The following is a 21448-nucleotide window of genomic DNA, read 5'->3' as shown; positions in this document are numbered from 1 at the left end:
GGCAATCAGCCCTGCGCCTCGCGGTCCAGCAGCGCCTGCTTGCGGGCGACGCCCCAGCGATAGCCCGACAGCCCGCCGTCGCTGCGGACGACCCGGTGACAGGGGATGGCGACGGCCAGGCGGTTGGCGCCGCAGGCCTGGGCCACGGCGCGGGTGGCGGCGGGGGCGCCGATGCGGGCGGCGATCTCGGCATAGCTGGCGGTGCTGCCCGGCGGGATCTGGCGCAGCGCCTGCCAGACACGTTGCTGAAAGGCGGTGCCGCGAATGTCCAGCGGCAGGTCCAGCCCGATGCCGGGGGCCTCGACGAAACCGACGACCCGGGCGACCACGGCCTCGAACTCGGCGTCGCCGCCGATCAGCTGCGCGGCGGGAAAGCGGTCCTGGAAGTCGCGCAGCAGCGCCTCGGGCGTATCGCCAAGCGCGATGGCGCAGATGCCCTGCCGGCTTTGCGCGACCAGCAGGGCACCAAGCGCGCATTGCGCCAGCGCGAAGCGGATCTCGGCCCCGGCGCCGCCCTTGCGATAGGCCGAGGGCGCCATGCCCAGCAGGGCGCCGGCGGTCTCGTAGAAGCGGCTGTTCGAGTTGAAGCCGGCCTCGTAGAGCGCGCCGGTCACGCTGTCGCCGTCTTCGAGCCGGGCGCGCAGCCGGCCCGCGCGATGGGCGCCGGCATATTCGCGCGGCGTCAGCCCGGTCTGCGCCTTGAACAGCCGATGGAAATGAAACCGGCTGAGCCCGGCGGCCTCGGCCAGTGCGTCCAGCGATGGCGGGGTCTCGGCCGCCTCGATCAGCCGGCAGGCGGCGGTGACCAGCGCGGCATTGGCCTCGGCCAGACCGGCGCCGCGCGGGTTGCAGCGCCGGCAGGGCCGGAAGCCCGCCGCCTCGGCCGCCGCCGGATCGGGAAAGAAGCCGACATTCTCGGGCTTCGCCCGGCGCGCGGGGCAGGAGGGCCGGCAATAGACCCCGGTCGTGCGCACCGCATAGACGAAGCGGCCGTCGGCGCCGGCATCGCGGGCCAGCACCCGCTGCCAGCGCGGATCCTTGGCTGTCGCAAGGGGCTCGTGCTGCATGGTCTGTCCTTTCGTCGCTGATGTCATAGCATCTTTGCACGCGCGGGGCAGCGGGCGCCTCCGGTCGCTTGCGGTCAAACTCCCGGGGTGCGATTTTTGGCGAACCGCGCCGAAAGAATGATTTTTCGCGCCATGCGCTTTGCAGGGAATTCGCGCGAAATTCTTCCTGGAACGATTTGTTGTCGCAAGACATTCACAAATCCATGCGACAGGGCGACGGTGATCGGCGGCCGTCCGCGCCCGCTTTCACCGCATGAAGCGAATTGACAGCGCGCCCCTCCGGGGGCGACAGTTCCTTCGGGGAGAGGCGGAGCGGGCGCGCGAGGAAAAGGGCCCCGTGCCCCTGCCGGCCGAAAGCGGAGACGCCGTAAAGGCACGATTCGGAGGAAGACCATGCAAAAGACCGTATTCTGGCTTGCCGGGCTGATGGCGCTGCCCGTCGCGGCCGAGGCCAAGACCGAGATTTCCTGGTGGCACGCCATGTCCGGCGCCAATGCCGAGGTGGTGGCCAAGATCGCCGGCGACTTCAACGCCAGCCAGTCCGATTACGAGGTCAAACCCGTCTTCAAGGGCACCTATCCGGAGACGCTGAACGCCGGCATCGCCGCCTTCCGCGCCGGCCAGGCCCCGGACATCATCCAGGTCTTCGACGTCGGCACCGGCGTGATGATGGGCGCCGAGGGGGCGATCATGCCGGTCGCGCAGGTGCTGGAAAAGGGCGGCACCAAATTCGACAAGAGCCAGTATCTGCCCGGCATCGTCGGCTATTACTCGACGCCCGAGGGCGAGATGCTGTCCTTCCCCTACAACTCCTCCTCGCCGATCCTGTATTACAACAAGGACATCTTCGCGAAGGCCGGGCTGGACGTGGACAACCCGCCCAAGACCTGGGCCGAGGTCTGGGCCGCCGCGCGCAAGATCAAGGAATCCGGCGCCGCTACCTGCGGCTATACCTCGACCTGGCTGACCTGGATCCATACCGAGAATTTCGCCGCCTGGAACAACGTTAGCTGGGGCACGAACGAGAACGGCCTGGCCGGCACGCCCGAACTGAAGATCGATGGCCCGCTGTTCGTCAAGCATTTCCAGGAGCTGGCGGACCTGTCGAAAGAGGGCGTCTTCGTCTATGGCGGCCGCACCAGCGAGGCCAAGCAGAATTTCACCTCGGGCGAATGCGGCATCCTGACCGAAAGCTCGGGGGGGTTGGGCGACATCGTCAAGTCGGGCATGAACTACGGCATCGGCCAGCTGCCCTATGACGAGACCGCCGAGGGCGCGCCGCAGAACACCACGCCGGGCGGTGCCTCGCTGTGGGTGATGGGCGGCAAGTCGGACGAGACCTACAAGGGCGTCGCCGCCTTCTTCCAATACCTGTCGCAGACCGATGTGCAGCAATATCTGCACGAGCAGTCGGGCTATCTGCCGGTGACGCTGGCGGCCTATGAGGCGACCAAGGCCACGGATTTCTACCAGAAGAATCCGGGGCGCGAGACGCCGATCCTGCAGATGATGGGCAAGGCGCCGACCGAGAATTCCAAGGGCGTGCGGGCGCCGAACCTGCCGCAGCTGCGCGACATCCAGAACGAGGAATACGAAAAGATGCTGTCGGGCCAGCAGGACGCCGCGACGGCGCTGAAGAACGCAGTCACCCGCGGCAATGCCGCGATCAAGGAAGCCGCCGGCGGCTGAGCCATGACGCGGGCCGGGCGCGCCCCTCGCGCCCGCCCATCCCAAAGGGGGACGGATGAGACGCACGGTCTTTCCGCACAAGCTGTTGCCCTGGCTGCTGGTGGCGCCGCAGCTGGCGATCACGCTGATCTTCTTCTACTGGCCGGCCGCGCAGGCCTTTCGCCAGTCGATGCTGAAGGAGGATGCCTTCGGCCTGAAGACCAGCTTCGTGGGCCTGGCGAATTTCCGCAAGGTGCTGGCCGATCCGGCCTATCTGAACGCGCTTCAGGTCACGGTGATCTTCTCGGCGCTGGTGGCGTTCCTGGCCATGGCGATCGCGCTGTTCCTGGCGGTGCAGGCCGAGAAGGTGGTGCGCGGCAAGGGCTTCTATCGCACGCTGATGATCTGGCCCTATGCGGTCGCGCCGGCCATCGCCGGCATGCTGTGGCTGTTCATGTTCAACCCCAGCTTCGGCACGCTGGCCTGGCCGCTGCGGCAGATGGGCATCCGCTGGAATCCGCTGTTGAACGCCGACCACGCCATGATCCTGGTGGTGGCCGCGGCGACATGGAAACAGATAAGCTATAATTTCCTGTTTTTTGTCGCAGGCTTGCAGGCGATTCCTCGATCTCTTCTAGAGGCGGCGGCCATCGACGGCGCCTCGCGCCGGCATGCCTTCTGGACCATCGTCTTTCCGCTGCTGGCGCCGACGACGTTTTTCCTGCTGGTCGTCAACACCGTCTATGCGCTGTTCGACACCTTCGGCATCATCCATGCGGTGACCGGCGGCGGCCCCGGCAAGGCCACGGAAACGCTGGTCTACAAGGTCTATAACGACGGTTTCGTGAACCTGATCATGGGCGATTCCGCCGCGCAATCGGTGATCCTGATGGTGATCGTGATCGCGCTGACCGCCTTCCAGTTCCGGTTCATCGAGCGGAGGGTGCATTATGGCTGAAGCCTCGCCCCTGGCCCCGCGCGGCGCCGGCCGCATGGTGGCGCATTTCTGGATGATCCTCGGTGTGATCGTCGTGGCCTTTCCGGTCTATTACGTCTTCATCGCCTCGACCCACAGCACCCAGACCATCCTGCGCCCGCCGCTGCCGCTGCTGCCCGGACCCGAGGCGGCGGCGAACTACCAGGACGCCTTCACCGGCGGCATCAGCAAGATCGGCGGCGTCAGCCTGTGGCGGCTTCTGGCCAATACCACCATCGTCGCCATGGGCATTGCGCTCGGGAAGATCGCGATCTCGATGGCCTCGGCCTATGCCATCGTCTTCTTCCGCTTTCCGCTGCGCATGGCCTGTTTCTGGCTGATCTTCATCACCCTGATGCTGCCGGTCGAGGTCCGCATCCAGCCCACCTACAAGGTCATGGTCGACCTGGGGCTGATCGACACGTATCCGGGGCTGATCCTGCCCTTGATCGCCTCGGCCACGGCGACGCTGCTGTTCCGGCAGTTCTTCATGACCATACCGGACGAGCTCTTGGAGGCGGCGCGGGTCGATGGCGCCGGGCCTTGGCGGTTCTTCAAGGACATCCTGTGGCCTCTGTCGCTGACCAATGTCGCGGCGATCTTCGTGATCCAGTTCATCTATGGCTGGACGCAATACCTGTGGCCGCTGCTGGTCACCAATTCCAACGAGATGAACACCATCGTCATCGCGCTGAAGAAGATGATCTCCTTTGCCGATGCCGATACGCCCTGGAACCTCGTGATGGTGACCTCGGTGCTGGCGATCCTGCCGCCGATCCTGGTCGTCGTGCTGATGCAGCGCTGGTTCGTCAAGGGCCTGGTCGAGACGGAGAAATAGATGGCCGGCATCATCCTTACCGACGTTCGCAAGAGCTATGCGGGCAACCAGGTCATCCACGGCATCAGCGCGCGGATCGCCGACGGCGAATTCGTGGTCATCGTCGGGCCCTCGGGCTGCGGCAAGTCCACGCTGCTGCGCATGGTCGCGGGGCTCGAGGCGATCACCTCGGGGACCATCGAGATCGGCGGCAAGGTGGTCAACGACCTGGAGCCGCGCGCCCGCGACATTGCCATGGTGTTCCAGAACTATGCGCTCTACCCGCATATGTCGGTGCGCGAGAACATGGCCTACGGCCTCAAGATCGCCAGGATGTCCAGGTCCGAGATCGAATCCCGCGTCGCGAGGGCCGCCGAGATGCTGGAGCTTCAGCCCTATCTGGACCGCAAGCCGCGCGCGCTGTCGGGCGGCCAGCGCCAGCGCGTCGCCATGGGTCGCGCCCTGGTGCGCGAGCCGGCGGCGCTGCTGCTGGACGAGCCGCTGTCGAACCTGGACGCCAAGCTGCGGGTGCAGATGCGCTTGCAGATCAAGGAGATGCACCTGCGCACCGGCCAGACCACGCTTTACGTCACCCATGACCAGGTCGAGGCGATGACGCTGGCCGACCGGCTGATCGTGATGAACAAGGGCGTGGCCGAGCAGATCGCCACGCCGCTCGAGGTCTATGAACGCCCGGCCAGCGAATTCGTCGCCGGCTTCATCGGTTCGCCGGCCATGAACATCCTGTCCGTCGATTCCGAGGCCGGCACGGTCACGCTGCCCGGCGGCACCCGGCTGCCGCTCTCGGGCCTGCCGCGCGCCGGCGCCCTGCGGCTGGGGATCCGGCCCGAGCATCTGCGGCTGGCGCAGCCCGGCGAGGCGGCGATCCCGGTGGTGCTACGCTCGGTCGAGCGGCTGGGCGCCGATGCCTTCGGCTATGGCCTGGTCGAGGACACGGACCTGGCCATGGTCCTGCGCCTGCCCGGCACCAGCCCGGCCGCGCGCGGCGACCGCATCGGCGTGGTGCCGGACATGGCGCATCTGCATTTCTTCGATCCCGAGACCGGCCGCCGCATCGAGGCGTGAGGTTTCCCTCGTCGCGGCGCGATTTCCCCCAGCAATGCGGGATTTCCGTGGCCCGCGCCAAGCGAGGGACAAGGATATGGGCATGACATGCCCGGCGGCGCTGACGCCGGTCCTGGGAATGGGGCTGGCTGCGCCGGCCATGGCCCAAGGCGAGGCGGGCGAGCGCAATATCTGGGCGCCCTTCGAGGCGGCGACGCCCGAGAACCTAGGCCGATTACCGCTGATCGTCGCGCGGCGCCGGCCCCCGGCGCCACAGCCAGCCCAGCCACAGCGCCCAAAGCGCGGCGAGCGCAAACCAAGTCAGCGCATAGCCGAGATGGCTGTTGCGAAAGCTGACCACGGTCAGCCCGCCGATGGGCAGGCGCGCGTCGGCGCGGGCATCGGCGTCGATGAAATAGGGCGCGACCTCGCCCAGACCCAGCGTCTCGGCAATGGCGGCGGTGTCGCGGGAATACCAGCGTCCGGCCTCGGGCCGGTTGCTGCGCAGGAACGCCCCGCCGGGCTGGCTGAGGCGCAAGAGCCCGCTGACGCTGACCGGGCCATGCGGCAGGATGCGGTCGGCCTCGGCGCGCTTGTCCTCGGGGACGAAGCCGCGGTTGACGAGCAGGGTCCAGCCCTCGGGCGTGGTCAGCGGCGTCATCACCCAGAAGCCCGGGCCGCGCGAGGTCACCGCCTTGACCAGCGTGTCGGCCCCCTCGGCATAGCGGCCCCGGGCCGAGACGCGGCGATATTCGTCGGCCGGGGAGAGCCCCGCCCAACCGGCGGGGCCGGGGGCAGGGACGGGGGCGGCGGCCAGCCGCGTCTCGACCCGCGCGATCAGGTCGGTCTTCCAGGCCAGGCGCTGGACCTGCCAGACCCCGAGCGCGCAGAAGCCCAGGAAAATCGCCAGCGCCCCGGTCAGCAGCGCCAGCCGGCGCAGCGTCACGAGCCGAAGCCCTGCATCGCCTCGTGGTCCATCTGCGGCATCATGTTGGTGTTCATGTGATACATGACCCAGATCGAGCCGGCGAGCAGGATCACCACGATGACGATGGTGAAGATGGTGGACATCAGCGTCCAGCCTTCTTCCTGGTTGCCGGTCATGTGCAGGAAATAGACCATGTGGACCAGGATCTGCACCACCGCGAAGGCAATGATGACCAGGGCCGTCACGCCCCGGCTTTCGAAACCGCCGGACATGGCGATGGCGAAGGGGATGGCCGTCAGGATCACCGACAGCACGAAGCCCTTCATGTAGGAGCCGAAGCTGCCATGGTCGTGGTCGTGATGAGAATGGGCGGACATCAGATCATCCCCAGCAGATAGACGAAGGTGAAGACGCCGATCCAGATGACGTCGAGGAAGTGCCAGAACATCGACAGGCAGGCCATGCGGCGCCGGTTCGCCGGGATCAGCCCCTTCTGCATGATCTGCACCATCAGCGTGATGAGCCAGATCGAGCCGAAGGTGACGTGCAGCCCGTGCGTGCCGACCAGCGTGAAGAAGGCCGACAGGAATCCCGAGCGTTGCGGACCCGCGCCCTCGTGCAGCAGATGCGCGAATTCGTAAAGCTCGATCCCCAGGAAGCACAGGCCGAAGAGCAGCGTCACGATGAGCCAGCGCAGCGTGCCGCCCTTGTCGCCCCTGGCCATGGCGAGCATGGCGAAGCCGAAGGTGATCGAGGACAGAAGCAGCATCGCGGTGTTGACCGCGACCAGTTCCAGGTCGAACAGGTCCTTGGGCCCCGGCCCGGCGGCGAAGCTGGTGCCCAGCACGCCGAAGACCGCGAAGAGCACCGCGAACATCAGGCAGTCGCTCATCAGATAGACCCAGAAGCCCAGGCTGGTCGAGGCGCCCTCGGGGTGGTGATGGGGCTCGAGCTCCCAATACTGGCCCATGGTGTCGGTCGTCGTGCTGCTCATGGCTCAGGCCCCCTGCGCAAGCTGGCGCGTCCGGGCATCCTCGGTCGCCTGAACCTCGGAGACCGGGATGTAATAGTCGCGGTTGTAGTTGAAGGTATGCGCGATCGAGACCGCGATGATGCCGAGGAAGCTGACGGCCGCCAGCCACCAGATGTACCAGACCAGCGCCAGGCCGCAGATCGTCGACAGCGCGGCCAGGATCACCCCGGTGCCGGTGCCCTTGGGCATGTGGATGTCCATGAAGCCCGAGGTCGGGCGCGGCACGCCGGCCTCTTTCATCGCCCACCAGCTGTCCAGCCCATGCGAGATCGGGTTGAAGGCGAAATTGTAGTCCGGCGGCGGGGACGAGGTCGCCCATTCCAGCGTGCGGCCGTCCCAGGGATCGCCCGTCACGTCGCGGTAGTCGGCGCGGTTGCGGCGCAGGATCGAGACGCCGAACTGCACGAACATGGCCGCGATGCCGCAGGCGATCAGCACCGCGCCGAAGGCGGCGATGGCGAACCAGATCCGCAGGTCGGGATCGTCGAAGACCCGCAGCCGGCGCGTCACGCCCATCAGCCCCAGCACATAGAGCGGCATGAAGGCGACCCAGAAGCCGACGACCCAGAACCAGAACGAGACCTTGCCCCAGAACACGTCCAGCTTGAAGCCGAAGGCCTTGGGCCACCAGAAGTTGATCGCCGCGAACAGGCCGAACAGCACGCCGCCGATGATGACGTTGTGGAAATGCGCGATCAGGAACAGCGAGTTGTGCAGCACGAAATCGGCCGGCGGCACCGCCAGCAGCACGCCCGTCATGCCGCCCACCACGAAGGTCAGCATGAAGGCCACCGTCCACATCATCGGCAGCTCATAGCGGATGCGGCCGCGATACATGGTGAAGAGCCAGTTGAAGAGCTTGGCCCCGGTCGGGATCGAGATGATCATCGTGGTGATCCCGAAGAACGAGTTCACGGAGGCGCCCGAGCCCATGGTGAAGAAGTGGTGCAGCCAGACCAGATAGGACAGCACCGTGATGCAGACCGTGGCATAGACCATCGAGCTATAGCCGAACAGCCGCTTGCCCGAGAAGGTCGAGGTGACCTCGGAAAACACGCCGAACAGCGGCAGGATCAGGATATAGACCTCGGGGTGGCCCCAGATCCAGATGAGGTTGATATACATCATCGGATTGCCGCCAAGGTCGTTGGTGAAGAAATTGGTGCCGACATAGCGGTCCAGCGTCAGCAGGATCAGCGTCATGGTCAGCACCGGGAACGAGGCGACGATCAGGATGTTGGCGCAGAACGAGGTCCAGGTGAAGATCGGCATGCGCATCATGGTCATGCCCGGCGCCCGCATCTTCAGGATGGTGACCAGCAGGTTGATGCCCGACAGCGTGGTGCCGACGCCCGCCACCTGCAAACCCCAGATATAGTAATCCACCCCGACCCAGGGGCTGTAGCCGATGCCCGACAGCGGCGGGAATGCCAGCCAGCCGGTCTGGGCGTATTCGCCGACGAACAGCGAGACCATGGTGATGATCGCCCCGCCCACCGTCATCCAGAACGAGAAGTTGTTCAGGAACGGAAAGGACACGTCGCGCGCGCCGATCTGCAAGGGCACGACATAGTTCATCAGCCCGGTGATGAAGGGCATGGCCACGAAGAAGATCATGATGACGCCATGCGCCGTGAAGATCTGGTCGTAGTGGTGGCTGTTGAGATAGCCCTCGGAGCCGCCGAAGGCCCAGACCTGCTGCAGCCGCATCATCACCGCATCGGCAAAGCCGCGCACGAACATGATCAGCGCCAGCACCACATACATGATGCCGATCTTCTTGTGGTCGACCGAGGTGAACCACTCGTTCCAGAGATAGCCCCAGAGCCGGTATTTCGTCAGCACCGCCACAAGTGCGATGCCGCCGATGGCGACGGCGACGAAGGTGGCCCAGACGATGGGCTCCTTCGGGACGGCGTCCCAGTTCAGGCGGCCGAAAAGCAAGGTGGTCTCGTTGGAAAACGTAGCCATGGACGGGTCCGATCAGAAATTCCGCGCCTGACCCGGGGCCGGGTCGAGCTGGGTCACGTCATTGTCATGCGAAGGGGCGAGCGCGCTCTGCGGCGGGGTCAGCGCCCGGCCGCGCAGCGGCGTCAGGTCCATCGGCGCCTGCACGACCTGGGCCGTGCGGCCGAACATCAGCGCCGAATCCTCGGGCGTGCAGTAGGAGGCGACCTGGAACGGCTTCCAGCCCAGCACCGGCGCGCGGCTGCCGCGGGCATGTGCGTCATGGCTGGGCGCGGTGTTCATGGTGCCGGCCAGACCGCCGCCGCCCTGCCTGTCGATGGCCATCATCTCGGCCATGCACATCTTGCCCTCGGCCACGCACATATTCACCACGCGCTGGAACAGCGTCGGATCGACATGGGCAAACTGCATCGGCGGCACGTTCTCGCTGGGCGCCTCGAGCTCCAGGTAGCGGGCGCGGTCCAGCGTGCCGCCGCCGGCGCGGGTCCTTTCGACGAAGGCGTCGAAGCCCGCCTCATCCGTGGCGAAGGTCTTGAAATGCATGCCCGAAAAGCCGTGGCCGGAATAATGCGAGGCGATGCCCTTGTATTCGCCGGCATTGTTGAAGACGCCGTGCAGCTTGGTCTGCATCCCCGGCATGGCATAGATCATGCCCGCCATGGCCGGGATGTAGAAGGCGTTCATCACCGAGGTCGAAGTCAGCGTGAATTCGACCGGCCGGTTCACCGGCACGGCCAGCTCGTTCACCGTGGCGATGCCCTGCTCGGGATAGATGAAGAGCCATTTCCAGTCCATCGCCACCACATCGACCCGCAGCGGCTGCATGTCATGCGCGGCAGGCACCTCCTCGCTGATGCGGTCGAGCCGGCGATAGGGGTCCAGAAGATGGGTGCCGACCCAGGTCAGCGCCCCCAGCGAGATGATGATCAAGAGCGGCGCCGCCCAGATCACGAACTCCAGCTTGGTCGAATGGTCCCAATCGGGCGCGTAATCGGCCGCGCGGTTTTTCGCGCGATATTTCAACGCGAACCACACGGTCAGCGCCATCACCGGCACGATGATGATCAGCATCAGGAGCGTCGACATGACCAGAAGGTCGCGCTGCCGTGCCGCAACGTCACCGGCCGGGGCCAGCACCTCGGCCTTGCATGCAGCAAGCGGGATCAGAAGCGAAAGCCCTGCGAGGCGGATGATTTTATCTTTTCTTTTCATTGGACTACCTGCTGTCCGATGGGTGGCGCAAGGCGAGTGAGTCGGGAATGCACCGGGCAAGTGGCGTCTGCCTACCTTGATCTTGGTCAAGGCGACATGCGACGTTTTGCCCTATGCTGTCCGGCCCGCTTCTGATGCAGGGAGAGGGCGGGACGCCGGGTGGCTCAGGCCCAAGCCCGGCCGGAATCTGGATCAGATCGAAATCACCGCCATGTCGAGCACATCTTCTTCGGCCAATGCCGGCCGCCCTGCCGCCCCGGTTTCCAAGCATCAGGGGCATGCGGTTTCGCCCTCTGACATCGCCGTGGGCGTCATCATCGGACGAACCTCCGAGTTCTTCGATTTCTTCGTCTTTGCCATCGCCTCGGTGATCGTGTTCCCGCAGCGGATCTTTCCCTTCACCGATCCGCTGACCGGAACGCTTCTGTCCTTCGCCCTGCTGGCGCTGGCCTTCCTGATGCGGCCGCTGGGCTCGGCGCTGTTCATGGCGCTGGACCGCCGCCATGGCCGCGTCACCAAGCTGACCGTGGCGCTGTTCCTGATGGGCACCGCCACCGTGGCCATGGGTCTGATCCCCAGCTACGAGACCGCGGGCGCCTGGGCCGTCGTCATCCTGGCGGTGCTGCGGATCGGGCAGGGGCTGGCGCTTGGCGGCGCCTGGGACGGCATGCCGTCGCTTCTGGCGCTGACCTCGCCGAAAAGCCGGCGCGGCTTCTACGCCATGATCCCGCAACTGGGCGCGCCGATCGGGCTGATCGTCGCCAGCCTGCTTTTCGCCTATCTCGCCTCGAACCTGTCCGAGGCGGATTTCCTGGACTGGGGCTGGCGCTATCCGTTCTTCGTCGCCTTCTCGGTCAATGTCGTGGCGCTGTTCGCCCGGCTGCGCATCGTCGCGACCGACGAGTTCACCCAGCTGTTCGAATCGCGCGAATTGCAGCCGACCCGGCTGGGCTCGACGCTGGCCGAGGACGGGCCGACGGTGCTTCTGGGCATCTTCGTGCCGCTGGCGAGCTTTGCCATGTTCCACATGGTCACGGTCTATCCGCTGTCCTGGATCTTTCTCTACACCAACGAAACCCTGGTCAGCTTCCTGGTGATCGAGGCCCTGGCCGCCTGCGCCGGCATCGCCGCGATCTTCCTGTCGGGCTTCCTGGCCGACCGCATCGGGCGCCAGCAACTCTTGCTGGTCGGCGCGCTGGCCATCGGCGTCTTTGCGATCATGGCGCCGCTGCTTCTGTCGGCCGGACAGACCGGCGAGACGGTCTACATGATCGTCGGTTTCTTCATCCTGGGGCTCAGCTTCGGGCAGAGCTCGGGCGCGGTCGGCTCGCTGTTCGAGGCGCGCAACCGCTATACCGGCTCGGCCATCGTCTCGGACCTGGCCTGGCTCTTCGGCGCCGGCTTCGCGCCGCTGACCGCGCTGCTGCTCTCGACCTGGCTCGGGCTGCCGGCGGCGGGGCTCTACCTGCTCTCGGGCGCGGTCTGCTCGACCGTGGCGGTGCTGCTGGCCGGCCGCATGGACTTCAAGGGCGACGCCTGATCGACCGGGCGCCCGGGCTCAGTCGCGGGCGCCTTCGTTTTCGGCAATGCGCTCCAGCCAATCGGCGAAGGCCGCCAGGGCCGCGCTGTCCTGGCCCTGCGGGCGGATCAGGCCATAGGGCCAGCGCCCGGGCAGCACCAGCGGGCTGACCTGGCGCAGGCTGCCGGTCCGCAGCGCGGCAGCGGCGAAGATGTCGGGCAGCAGCGCGATGCCCAAGCCCGCCTGCGCCGCCGCGATCACCATGTCGAAATGCTGCAGACGCGGCCCGCGGAGCCGGTCGAAGGCATCGACTCCGGCCAGCGCGAACCAGTCGCTCCACAGCTCCGGCCGCGTCGCCTGCTGGATCAGCGGCCAGCGCATCAGCGCCGCCGGCTCGGGGTCGGCCGGCCCGACCAGCCCGGGCGCCGCCACCACCACCAGGTTTTCCCGCACCAGCGGCATGACCCGCGCGCCGGGGCGGGCGAATTCGGTGCGTTGCAGGGCGGCATCAAAGGGGCTGTCCTCGAAATCCACCGGACCCAGCGCGGCGGTCAGGTCGATCGAGACCTGCGGATGGGCCCGCGCGAAATCCGGCAGGCGCGGGATCAGCCACATGGCGGCGAATGTCGGCAGCGCCGCCAGCCGCAGCACCTCGCCGCCGTCGCCGAAGGACATCACCATCCGGGCCGAGCGTTCCAGCCGGTCGAGGATCTCGCGCGAATCGCGCACCAGCGCCCGGCCGGCGTCCGACAGGATCAGCCGCTGGCGCACGCGGCGGAACAGCCGCACGCCCAGCCGCTCCTCCAGCGTCCGGATGGCGCGGCTGACGGCGCTTTGCGTCAGGTTGAGCGCCTCGGCCGCGCGCGAGGCCGAGCCGGTCTCGGCACAGAAGACCAGCGCGCGCAACTCCTGGACGCTGGGCGTATGGCCGGGGCGGGCGGGTCTGTTCATGCGCGAAACTCATGATGTGCGGACAAGACATCATTAGCACCCCGGCGCGATCCGCGGTAGCAATGTCGCAACATGAGGAGTGTGCCATGGCCGGAAAATCCGCCCCCTTCACCTGGAACGATCCCTTCCTGCTGGAGGACCAGCTCAGCGAGGAAGAGCGCATGATCCGGGACAGCGCCGCCGCCTTTGCGCGGGCGTCGCTGGCCCCGCGCGTCAAGGACGCCTATCTGAACGAGACCACCGACCCCGAGATCTTTCGCGAGATGGGCGCGGCCGGCCTGCTGGGCGTCACCGTGGACGAGGCCTATGGCGGCGTCGGCGCCTCTTACGTCGCCTATGGTCTGGTGGCGCGCGAGATCGAGCGCGTCGATTCGGGCTATCGCAGCATGGCCTCGGTGCAAAGCTCGCTGGTGATGTATCCGATCGAGGCTTACGGCAGCGAGGCGCAGAAGCGCAGATACCTGCCGAAACTGGCCTCGGGCGAATTCATCGGCTGCTTCGGCCTGACCGAGCCCGATGCCGGCTCGGACCCCGCCGGGATGAAGACCCGCGCGAAAAAGGTCGATGGCGGCTATGCGCTGTCGGGCGCCAAGATGTGGATCACCAACGCGCCCATCGCCGATGTCTTCGTGGTCTGGGCCAAGTCCGAGGCGCATGGCGGCAAGGTGCGCGGCTTCGTGCTGGAAAAGGGCATGAAGGGCCTCAGCGCACCCAAGATCGAGGGCAAGCTGTCCTTGCGCGCCTCGGTCACCGGCGAGATCGTCATGGAGGATGTCGAGGTCGGTGAGGACGCGCTGCTGCCCGGCACCGAGGGCATGGGCGGCCCCTTCGGCTGCCTGAACCGCGCCCGCTACGGCATCAGCTGGGGCGCCATGGGCGCGGCCGAGGATTGCTGGTTCCGCGCCCGCCAATACGGGCTCGACCGGCACCAGTTCAACCGGCCGCTGGCCGCGACGCAGCTTTACCAGAAGAAGCTTGCCGACATGCAGACCGAGATCGCGCTGGGATTGCAGGCGTCCTTGCGCGTCGGGCGGCTGTTCGACCAGGGCAGGATGGCGCCCGAGATGGTCTCCATCGTCAAGCGCAACAATTGCGGCAAGGCGCTGGACATCGCCCGCATGGCCCGCGACATGCATGGCGGCAACGGCATTTCCATCGAATATCACGTCATGCGCCATGCCCAGAACCTGGAAACCGTGAACACCTATGAGGGCGCGCATGACGTGCATGCGCTGATCCTCGGCCGCGCCCAGACCGGGATCCAGGCCTTTGGCTGAGGCGCCGCTGAAGGGGCTGCGGGTCGTCGAGCTGGCCCGCATCCTGGCCGGCCCCTGGATCGGCCAGACGCTGGCCGACCTGGGCGCCGAGGTCATCAAGGTCGAGGCGCCCGAGGGAGACGACACCCGCCGCTGGGGCCCGCCCTTCATCGAACGGCCGCGCGCCGACGGCAGTGTGGAAACCGTCGCCGCCTATTTCCACGCCGCGAACCGGGGCAAGACCTCGGTCACCTGCGATTTCAACGACCCGGCCGATCTCGACCGGCTGCGCGGGCTGATCGATCAGGCCGATGTCGTGGTCGAGAACTTCAAGCTGGGCGGCCTGCGCAAGTTCGGCCTCGACTATGCCAGCGTCTCGGCGCGCAATCCGCGGCTGGTCTATGCCTCGATCACCGGCTTCGGCCAGGACGGGCCGCGCGCAGCGCAGCCGGGCTATGACTTCCTGATTCAGGGCCTGTCGGGCATCATGGACCTGACCGGAGAGCCGGGCGGCGAGCCGCAGAAGGTCGGCGTGGCCTGGATCGACATCTTTACCGGGCTTTACGGCGTGATCGCCGTGCAGGCGGCGCTGGCGGAACGCGAACGTTCGGGGCAGGGGCAGCACCTGGACCTGTCGCTTCTGGATTGTGGCGTGGCGGTGCTGGCGAACCAGGCGACGAATTACCTGCTGGGCGGGGCGGTGCCGCATCGCCTGGGCAATGCGCATCCGAACATCGTGCCCTATCAGCTGTTTCCGGCCTCGGACGGGCATCTGATCGTGGCCTGCGGCAATGATCGGCAATTCGCGGCGCTGTGCCGGGTGCTGGATCTGCCCGCGCTGGCGGCGGAGCCGGATTTCGCCACCAACCCGGCCCGGGTCGCGCATCGCGACCGGCTGGTGCCCCTGCTTGCGGCGGCCACGCGCCGCTTTACCCGCGCGACCCTGATCGCGGCGCTGGAGGATGCGGGCGTGCCGGGCGGGCCGGTCAATGACGTGGCCGAGGCGCTGGCCGACCCCCAAGTCGCTGCGCGCGGCCTGCGCATCGCGCCCGAGGGCATCCCGGGGCTGCGCAGCCCGATGCGGTTTTCCCGCAGCCCGCTGGTCGCCGACCGCGCCGCCCCGGCCCTGGGCGAGGGCGAATGGCGCTTCGGCGCGGGCTAGGCTCAGCCCGCGATCCGTCGCGCCACGGCCGCGCCCGCCGCGCCCCAGCGCGCGACCAGCCCGGCCGACCCCTGCGCCTGCCAAAGCCGAAAGGCCTCGGCCGCCGGGATGGTGCCGAACCAGCCGATGCCCTGCGGCGCGGCGGCGGTGCGCAGCACCTCGCGCCGGGCCAGAACCCCGTTCTCGACCACCACTGCGGCGGCGATCTCGGGGCGGGGCGGGGCGTCGGAGGCCGGCAGGTCGTCCGGAAAGCCCAGGCGGGCGCGCCAGAACGGCTGGTCGCGGAAACGCGGCTCGGCGCGCAGGAAATCGCGGCCGATGCGGGCCTGGTGCAGGCTCGTTTCATGCGCGCGCTGCATCAGGAAGCGCCGGCACAACTCGCCATCGTCCGGCCGCGCCGCCAGCGTGCGGCGCACGGCGGCGACCGCCAGCGCGCTGGACACCGCCCAGAACTGGCCGTGGCCCGAGAGCGGATCCATCGCCGCCAGCGCATCCCCGACCGGCAGCAGGGACAGGTCGTCCGGCGGCCGGGGCAGGCGCGGCGCCGCCTCGCGCGCCAGCACCGGGCCGATCAGCGGGGCGCCGGCCAGCGCCGGCTCGGCGGCGGCCATGGCGTCCGACAGGCGTCGACCCGGCCCGCCCGCACCTGCCGCATCCATCAGCGTCTGCATCCAGACCCGGCCGTCGGGCAGCGCCACCCGCCACAGCCAGCCGCCGGCATGGGCGGCCAGCCGGATGCCGGGCGGCAGATCGGCCCGAACCCAACCGGACAGCGCCAGCGTCGCCGGTGCCTTGCCCGGTCCTGCCGGCGCCGCGCGGCCCCGGGCGTCGATGACCAGCGGCGCCCGCAGCCGCCCGTCGCTCAGCGCGACGCCGCCCGGCTCGGGGCGGCCGTTGCCCGCGACCAGCCGGGCGCCCGCCGCCTGGGCGCAGGCCCGCAGATGCGCATCGAGTCCCGCGCGCTCGACCAGCCGCTCGCTGTTGCTTTCGCTGATGCCCGCCCAGTCCACCTGTCGGCGCAGCGGTCCCAGGATGCCGTCGAACCCCGCGAGCAGCCCCCGGCCGTCCAGCCAGCGATGCAGGCGCGGGCTTAGCCCCTCGAGGCGGGGCCGGCTGCGGCCCGGATCGACCAGCAGCACGCTGAGCCCGTCGCGCGCGGCAAGCCAGGCCGAGATCGCCCCGGCCGGGCCGCCGCCCAGCACGATCAGATCGGCGTCATGCGCCATCCGCGCCCCCTTGCTGCCGGTGTTTTCGGCAGTCTGGCCCGCGGGAGCGGCGGCGAACCTGACATTTCCGGCCAAAGCCGGCCGGCGCGACGATCTGTCGCGATTCTGGCCGGGAATGACAAGAATCCGATCCGCCCCGGCGCTTTTCTGGACGCTATCGCAATCGGGGCCCGCGCCCTGACGAGCCAGAGGAGCCGACATGAAGCCACTCACCCGAATCGCGCTGGTCTCGGCCACAGCCCTTGCCGCCGCCGTGCCGGCGCTGGCGGCGACCGGCGAGGAGGTGTTGCAGAACGCCTGCGCCGCCTGCCACGTCAAGCACGAGGACGGAAGCTGGGAACGCATCGACGCCGCGCGCAAGACGCCCGAGGGCTGGGACATGACCGTGACCCGGATGATGCGCAACCACGGCGTCGCGCTGGAGCCCGAGGAGCGCAGTGCCATCGTGCGCTACCTCTCGGACACCCGCGGCCTGTCGCTGGCCGAGACCGAGGGCCGCCGCTATATCCTGGAACGCGAGCCGGTGGCCTTCGACGAGGGTCCGGACGTGCTGATGACCCAGACCTGCGGCCGCTGCCATTCCTATGCCCGCGTGGCGCTGCAACGCCGCACGGCCGAGGACTGGACGCATCTGGTGAACTTCCACCTGGGCCAGTTCCCGACCCTGGAATACCAGGCGCTGGCGCGGGACCGCGACTGGTGGGGCATCGCCCAGGCCGAGATCATGCCCTTCCTGGCCAAGACCTATCCCCTGGGCGAGCCGGTCGCGCCCTTCGCGGGCGACGCCTCGGGCCGCTATGTGCTGGCCGGGCGCCAGCCGGGGCGCGGCGATTATACCGGCGCGCTGGTGGTGACCAAGGCCGGCGAGGATTACGCGGTGACCATGCAGCTGGACTTCGCCGACGGCAGCGAAAGCTACAGCGGCAACGGCCGGATCCTGGGCGAGGGCGAATGGCGCGCGACGCTGAGCGACGGCAAGACCCAGATCCGCCAAGTGTTTTCCTTCCAGAACGGCCGCTTCGACGGGCGCTGGTATCATGCCGACAGCGATGTGATCGGCGGCCGGCTGGCGGCGGTTCGTCCGGATGCCGCGCCGCAGGTGCTGGCCGCCCAGCCCGCCCGGCTGAAGATCGGCGTCCCGACCGAGGTCCGGGTCGCGGGCGCGGGCCTGTCGGAGGCGCTGACCCTGCCCGAAGGCGTGACCGGCCGCGTGCAATCGCTCGAGGACGGCGTCGCGGTGCTGGAACTGACGGCGGCAGGCGCGGCCGGGCCGGTCTCGGTCCAGCTGGGCGGGCAGGCGGTCGCGCTGGTCGCCTATGACCGCCCCGACCGCATCAGCATCTCGCCCGAGATGGCGATGGCGCGCATCGGCGGCAATGGCGGGCCGATCCCCAAGGCGCCGGCGCAGTTCGAGGCCTTGGGCTGGCTTGACGGCGCCGATGGCAAGCCGGCGACCGAGGACGACGTTCCGCTGGGCGCCTTCCCGGCCGCCTGGGCGGTGGACAATTTCGACGAGGAGGCCATTGCGATGCAGGACGCGAAATATTCGGGCTCGATCGACGACACCGGGCTCTTCATGCCGGCCGATGCCGGCCCGAACCCCGAGCGCCCGCGCCAGACCAACAACGCGGGCAACCTCAAGGTGGTCGCCACCGTCACCGAGGGCGACCAGCCGCTGACTGCCGAGGCGCATCTCTACGCCACGGTCCAGCGCTTCGTCGACGCGCCGATCCGGTGACGCCATGGCAGCCCTGACCCTGATCCGCCACAATGCCCACCGTGTCGATGTCGACGGCCATGCCATGCTGATGCATGTGCCGACGACCAGCCTGTTCGAGCTCGACGGCGTGGCGCGCGACGTCTACGACCTGTTCCGCCGTGCGCCTGCCGTCGATCCCGATGTGATGCGCGCCGCACTGGGCGCGCATCACGCCCCGGGCACCCTGGCCGACTGCCTGCAAAGCTTCCTGGCGCTCGACATCCTGCGCGATGCCGATGCGGCGGACACCCCGCGCCCCATCGCGAAGGTCGAGGAGATCCCGCTGTCCACGATCATCCTGAACGTGAACACCGGCTGCAACCTGGCCTGCACCTATTGCTACAAGGAGGACTTGGCCACCCCGGCCAAGGGCCAGAAGATGGGCTTTCAGACGGCGCGCGCCAGTTTCGAGCTGCTGCTGAAACAGGCCCATGCCCGCGACCGGGTGAACGTGGTGTTCTTCGGCGGCGAGCCGCTCTCGAACATGGCGCTGATCCGCGAGGTGGTGGCCTATGCCCTGCCGCGCGCGGCCGAGCTGGGCAAGACGGTCGATTTCTCGCTAACCACCAATGCGACGCTGCTAACGCCGGAACTGGTCGACTGGTTCGACGCGCATCGCTTTGCGCTGACGGTCAGCATGGACGGGCCCAAGGCGCTGCATGACGCGAACCGCAAGACGGTGGGCGGCAAGGGCACCTATGACCTGGTGGCGCGCAATGTGCGCATGCTGCTCGCGCGCTATCGCTCGCGCCCGGTCGGCGTGCGGGTGACGCTGACGCGCGGCGTGACCGACGTCATCGGCATCCACGACCACCTGAAGACCGAGCTGGGCTTTCACGAGGTCGGCTTCGGCCCGGCGACCTCGGGGCCGATCGCGGTGTTCAACCTGGACCAGGAGGCGCTGAAGCGCGCCTTCGAGGACATGAAGACCCTCGGCCGGCGCTATGTCGAGGCCGCCTGCCGGGGCGAGAACATCGGCTTTTCCAACATGCACCAGCTCTTGACCGACATCGCCCAGGGCACAAAGAAGGCGGTGCCCTGCGGCGCGGGGCTGGGCATGCTTGCCGTGGACAAGGAGGGCGAGCTGCACCTCTGCCACCGCTTCGTCGGCTCGAACCAGCCGACCTATGGCAATGTCGAAACCGGCATCGACATCCCCAAGCTCGCCGGCTTCATCGAGACCGCGCAGGACCGCAGCGCCTTCGGCTGCAAGACCTGCCGCATCCGCAGTATCTGCGCCGGCGGCTGCTATCACGAAAGCTATGCCCGGCAAGGCGATCCCTTCGCGCCGGTCTGGCATTACTGCGACCTGATGCGGGACTGGGTGGATTTCGGCATCGAATCCTATGTCCGCATCATGCAGGCCAACCCGTCCTTCTTCCGCAGCCAGTTAGAGCCCCGGATCACCCGGTCCGGCCCAGCAAGGGAGCACCTCCAATGAAACATCTGATCCCCGCCAATGCCAAGGCAAAGGCCTTCGTCGAAGCCGAGGCCCTGGGCCGCGAGGAGGAGGTCGTGGCGATGAATTCGCTGGTCGGCTGCACCACCTCGTTCGATCCGGGCTGGGAGGTGGACGCTTTCGGCGCCGTCTCGAACCTGTGCCAGCCGATGGAGGCCGACCTTTACGGCTGCGCCGATCCCTGCTGGTGGCCGGCGCAGGTGGCCGACACGCTGAACACCTATCCGAACTGGAGCGCCGGCGCCGACGACGTCATGCAGGACTGGCGCAAGCTGCAATCGGTGTTCCCGGAAACGAAAGGCTCGTCCTGATGCGCAAATCCCTGATGCTTGCGGCCGCGCTGGCGCTGGCCGGCCCGGCCGCCGCGCATGACTATATCCTTGCCCCGGCGCGGCCCAACAAGCTGGTCGTGGTCGATACCCAGAAGATGGCGGTCGAGAAGGTGATCGAGATCGACGATGCCGGCCCCACGCCCATGGTGCCGGTGGTCGCGCCGGGCGGCAGGATCGCCTATGCCACGGTGAACAAGACCGAAAGCCTGGTCAAGGTCGACCTCGTGACCGGCGAAACGCTGGGCCGCATCGACCTGTCCACCGCCGAGGAGCGGGTGAAAAGCCTGTTCGGCGCCACGCTTTCCCCCGACGGCAAGACGCTGGCGATCTATGAAAGCCCGGTCAAGCTGGCGCCGACGCATTTCGAGGTCCAGCCCACCCGCATCGCGCTTTACGATGCCGAGACGCTGGCGCTGAAGACCCGCTTCGAGGCGCCGCGCCAGGTCACGCTGCTGGCCTATTCGCTGGACGGCACCAGGCTTTACGGCCTGGGACGCGCCATGCATGTCATCGACGCCGCCACCGGCAAGCCGATCGAGGACAAGCCGATCCAGAGCTGGCAGCCCGAGACCCATGCCCAGCCCGACGTGCTGGCGGTCTGGAGCCAGCACGAAAGCTCGGGCGTGATGGCGGTGCCGTTCTATACCGCGAGGAAGGACATGGATGCGGCCGATCCGCAGGCCTATCGCACCGGCATGCTGACCATGGACCTGGGCAGCGGCGACATGAACATGCGCGAGGTCCGGGTCATGGACGTGTTCTATTTCTCGACCGCGGTGAACCCGGCCAAGGACCGCGCCTTCGGCGCCTATAACGTGCTCGAAAGCTTCGACCTGGTGAACGACACATCGCTCAAGCGCGTGGACCTGCCGCACAGCTATTACTCGGTCAACGTCAGCTCGGACGGCAAGACGGTCTGGCTGGGCGGCGCGCTGGGCGATCTGGCGGCCTATGACGCCGAGACGCTGGAAAAGAAGGGCCAGGTCGATCTGCCGGCGAATGCCTCGATGTCGCTCGCCTCGGTGCGGCTGTTCCAGCGGGACGAATGAC

General features: G+C 67.8%; 19 protein-coding genes. 11 read left to right on the top strand and 8 right to left on the bottom strand.

All coding sequences use genetic code 11. The features are described 5' to 3' along the window. Positions 1–5 precede the first annotated feature (5 nt). Positions 6–1067 (bottom strand): bifunctional DNA-binding transcriptional regulator/O6-methylguanine-DNA methyltransferase Ada, encoded by a 1062-nt coding sequence (ada, locus tag PARN5_RS0118860; RefSeq protein WP_018001330.1) that lies wholly within the window; start codon positions 1065–1067, stop codon positions 6–8. Between the two features lie 393 nt (positions 1068–1460). Between ada and ugpB the strand changes: the two genes are divergently transcribed. Genes ugpB through PARN5_RS0118840 form a run of 4 tightly spaced genes read left to right on the top strand, consistent with a single transcriptional unit; the run spans position 1461 to position 5614 of the window. Beyond that, positions 1461–2756 carry a sn-glycerol-3-phosphate ABC transporter substrate-binding protein UgpB gene (ugpB, locus tag PARN5_RS0118855; RefSeq protein WP_018001329.1) on the top strand — a complete coding sequence of 432 codons (1296 nt, stop codon included), beginning with the start codon at positions 1461–1463 and terminating at the stop codon, positions 2754–2756. A gap of 55 nt (positions 2757–2811) precedes the next feature. Then, positions 2812–3693 (top strand): sn-glycerol-3-phosphate ABC transporter permease UgpA, encoded by an 882-nt coding sequence (gene ugpA, locus PARN5_RS0118850; RefSeq protein ID WP_018001328.1) that lies wholly within the window; start codon positions 2812–2814, stop codon positions 3691–3693. Then, the gene (gene ugpE / locus PARN5_RS0118845; protein WP_018001327.1) at positions 3686–4549 is read left to right on the top strand and encodes a sn-glycerol-3-phosphate ABC transporter permease UgpE; all 864 of its coding nucleotides are present in this window, start codon (positions 3686–3688) and stop codon (positions 4547–4549) included. Before ugpA ends, ugpE begins: the two co-directional genes overlap by 8 nt. After that, on the top strand, positions 4550–5614 hold the full coding sequence (locus PARN5_RS0118840) for a sn-glycerol-3-phosphate import ATP-binding protein UgpC (protein WP_018001326.1): 1065 nt from the start codon (positions 4550–4552) through the stop codon (positions 5612–5614). A 214-nt stretch (positions 5615–5828) separates the two neighbouring features. Here PARN5_RS0118840 and PARN5_RS0118835 read toward each other — a convergent pair whose 3' ends face one another. From PARN5_RS0118835 to cyoA, 5 genes are read right to left on the bottom strand one after another with little or no spacing between them, the layout of a single operon-like run. Next, positions 5829–6539 (bottom strand): SURF1 family protein, encoded by a 711-nt coding sequence (locus PARN5_RS0118835; protein WP_018001325.1) that lies wholly within the window; start codon positions 6537–6539, stop codon positions 5829–5831. After that, positions 6536–6898 carry a cytochrome o ubiquinol oxidase subunit IV gene (gene cyoD, locus PARN5_RS0118830; RefSeq protein ID WP_018001324.1) on the bottom strand — a complete coding sequence of 121 codons (363 nt, stop codon included), beginning with the start codon at positions 6896–6898 and terminating at the stop codon, positions 6536–6538. Before cyoD ends, PARN5_RS0118835 begins: the two co-directional genes overlap by 4 nt. Next, the gene (gene cyoC / locus PARN5_RS0118825; protein WP_018001323.1) at positions 6898–7515 is read right to left on the bottom strand and encodes a cytochrome o ubiquinol oxidase subunit III; all 618 of its coding nucleotides are present in this window, start codon (positions 7513–7515) and stop codon (positions 6898–6900) included. Before cyoC ends, cyoD begins: the two co-directional genes overlap by 1 nt. Positions 7516–7518: 3 nt before the next feature. Then, positions 7519–9525 (bottom strand): cytochrome o ubiquinol oxidase subunit I, encoded by a 2007-nt coding sequence (cyoB, locus tag PARN5_RS0118820; RefSeq protein ID WP_018001322.1) that lies wholly within the window; start codon positions 9523–9525, stop codon positions 7519–7521. A gap of 12 nt (positions 9526–9537) precedes the next feature. Beyond that, positions 9538–10734, bottom strand: a complete 1197-nt coding sequence (cyoA, locus tag PARN5_RS0118815) for a ubiquinol oxidase subunit II (RefSeq protein WP_018001321.1) — start codon at positions 10732–10734, stop codon at positions 9538–9540. A 211-nt stretch (positions 10735–10945) separates the two neighbouring features. Between cyoA and PARN5_RS0118810 the strand changes: the two genes are divergently transcribed. Further along, positions 10946–12274 (top strand): MFS transporter, encoded by a 1329-nt coding sequence (locus PARN5_RS0118810; RefSeq protein WP_018001320.1) that lies wholly within the window; start codon positions 10946–10948, stop codon positions 12272–12274. An 18-nt stretch (positions 12275–12292) separates the two neighbouring features. Here PARN5_RS0118810 and PARN5_RS0118805 read toward each other — a convergent pair whose 3' ends face one another. After that, a complete protein-coding gene (locus PARN5_RS0118805) occupies positions 12293–13204 on the bottom strand; it encodes a LysR substrate-binding domain-containing protein (protein ID WP_018001319.1) in 912 nt (303 codons plus the stop codon). Positions 13205–13290: 86 nt separating this feature from the next. Between PARN5_RS0118805 and PARN5_RS0118800 the strand changes: the two genes are divergently transcribed. Together PARN5_RS0118800 and PARN5_RS0118795 are read left to right on the top strand one after the other, a co-directional pair. Further along, the gene (locus PARN5_RS0118800; protein WP_018001318.1) at positions 13291–14481 is read left to right on the top strand and encodes an acyl-CoA dehydrogenase; all 1191 of its coding nucleotides are present in this window, start codon (positions 13291–13293) and stop codon (positions 14479–14481) included. Continuing rightward, positions 14474–15622: a CaiB/BaiF CoA-transferase family protein gene (locus tag PARN5_RS0118795; protein ID WP_018001317.1), complete on the top strand. Its 1149-nt coding sequence runs from the start codon at positions 14474–14476 to the stop codon at positions 15620–15622. Before PARN5_RS0118800 ends, PARN5_RS0118795 begins: the two co-directional genes overlap by 8 nt. Before the next feature lie 2 nt (positions 15623–15624). On the opposite strand, the gene PARN5_RS0118790 is transcribed toward PARN5_RS0118795, so the two are convergent. Continuing rightward, positions 15625–16848 (bottom strand): hypothetical protein, encoded by a 1224-nt coding sequence (locus tag PARN5_RS0118790; RefSeq protein ID WP_018001316.1) that lies wholly within the window; start codon positions 16846–16848, stop codon positions 15625–15627. Positions 16849–17047: 199 nt separating this feature from the next. On the opposite strand from PARN5_RS0118790, the gene peaA reads away from it, so the two are divergent. The 4 genes from peaA to peaD are packed head-to-tail and all read left to right on the top strand — an operon-like array spanning position 17048 to position 21447. Next, positions 17048–18586, top strand: a complete 1539-nt coding sequence (peaA, locus tag PARN5_RS0118785) for a quinohemoprotein amine dehydrogenase subunit alpha (protein ID WP_018001315.1) — start codon at positions 17048–17050, stop codon at positions 18584–18586. 4 nt (positions 18587–18590) lie between these two features. After that, positions 18591–20048 (top strand): quinohemoprotein amine dehydrogenase maturation protein, encoded by a 1458-nt coding sequence (gene peaB / locus PARN5_RS0118780; RefSeq protein WP_018001314.1) that lies wholly within the window; start codon positions 18591–18593, stop codon positions 20046–20048. After that, complete coding sequence (gene qhpC / locus PARN5_RS0118775) at positions 20045–20377, top strand: quinohemoprotein amine dehydrogenase subunit gamma (protein ID WP_018001313.1); 333 nt, start codon at positions 20045–20047, stop codon at positions 20375–20377. Before peaB ends, qhpC begins: the two co-directional genes overlap by 4 nt. Beyond that, entirely contained in the window at positions 20377–21447 is a 1071-nt protein-coding gene (peaD, locus tag PARN5_RS0118770; RefSeq protein WP_018001312.1) for a quinohemoprotein amine dehydrogenase subunit beta, read from the top strand. The genes qhpC and peaD overlap by 1 nt, the downstream gene beginning before the upstream one ends. Position 21448: the final 1 nt, after the last annotated feature.

Source organism: Paracoccus sp. N5 (genome assembly GCF_000371965.1).
Classification (GTDB): Bacteria; Pseudomonadota; Alphaproteobacteria; order Rhodobacterales; family Rhodobacteraceae; genus Paracoccus.
Note: the sequence above shows the minus strand (reverse complement) of the source record. Positions and strands in the feature narration are given on the sequence as shown.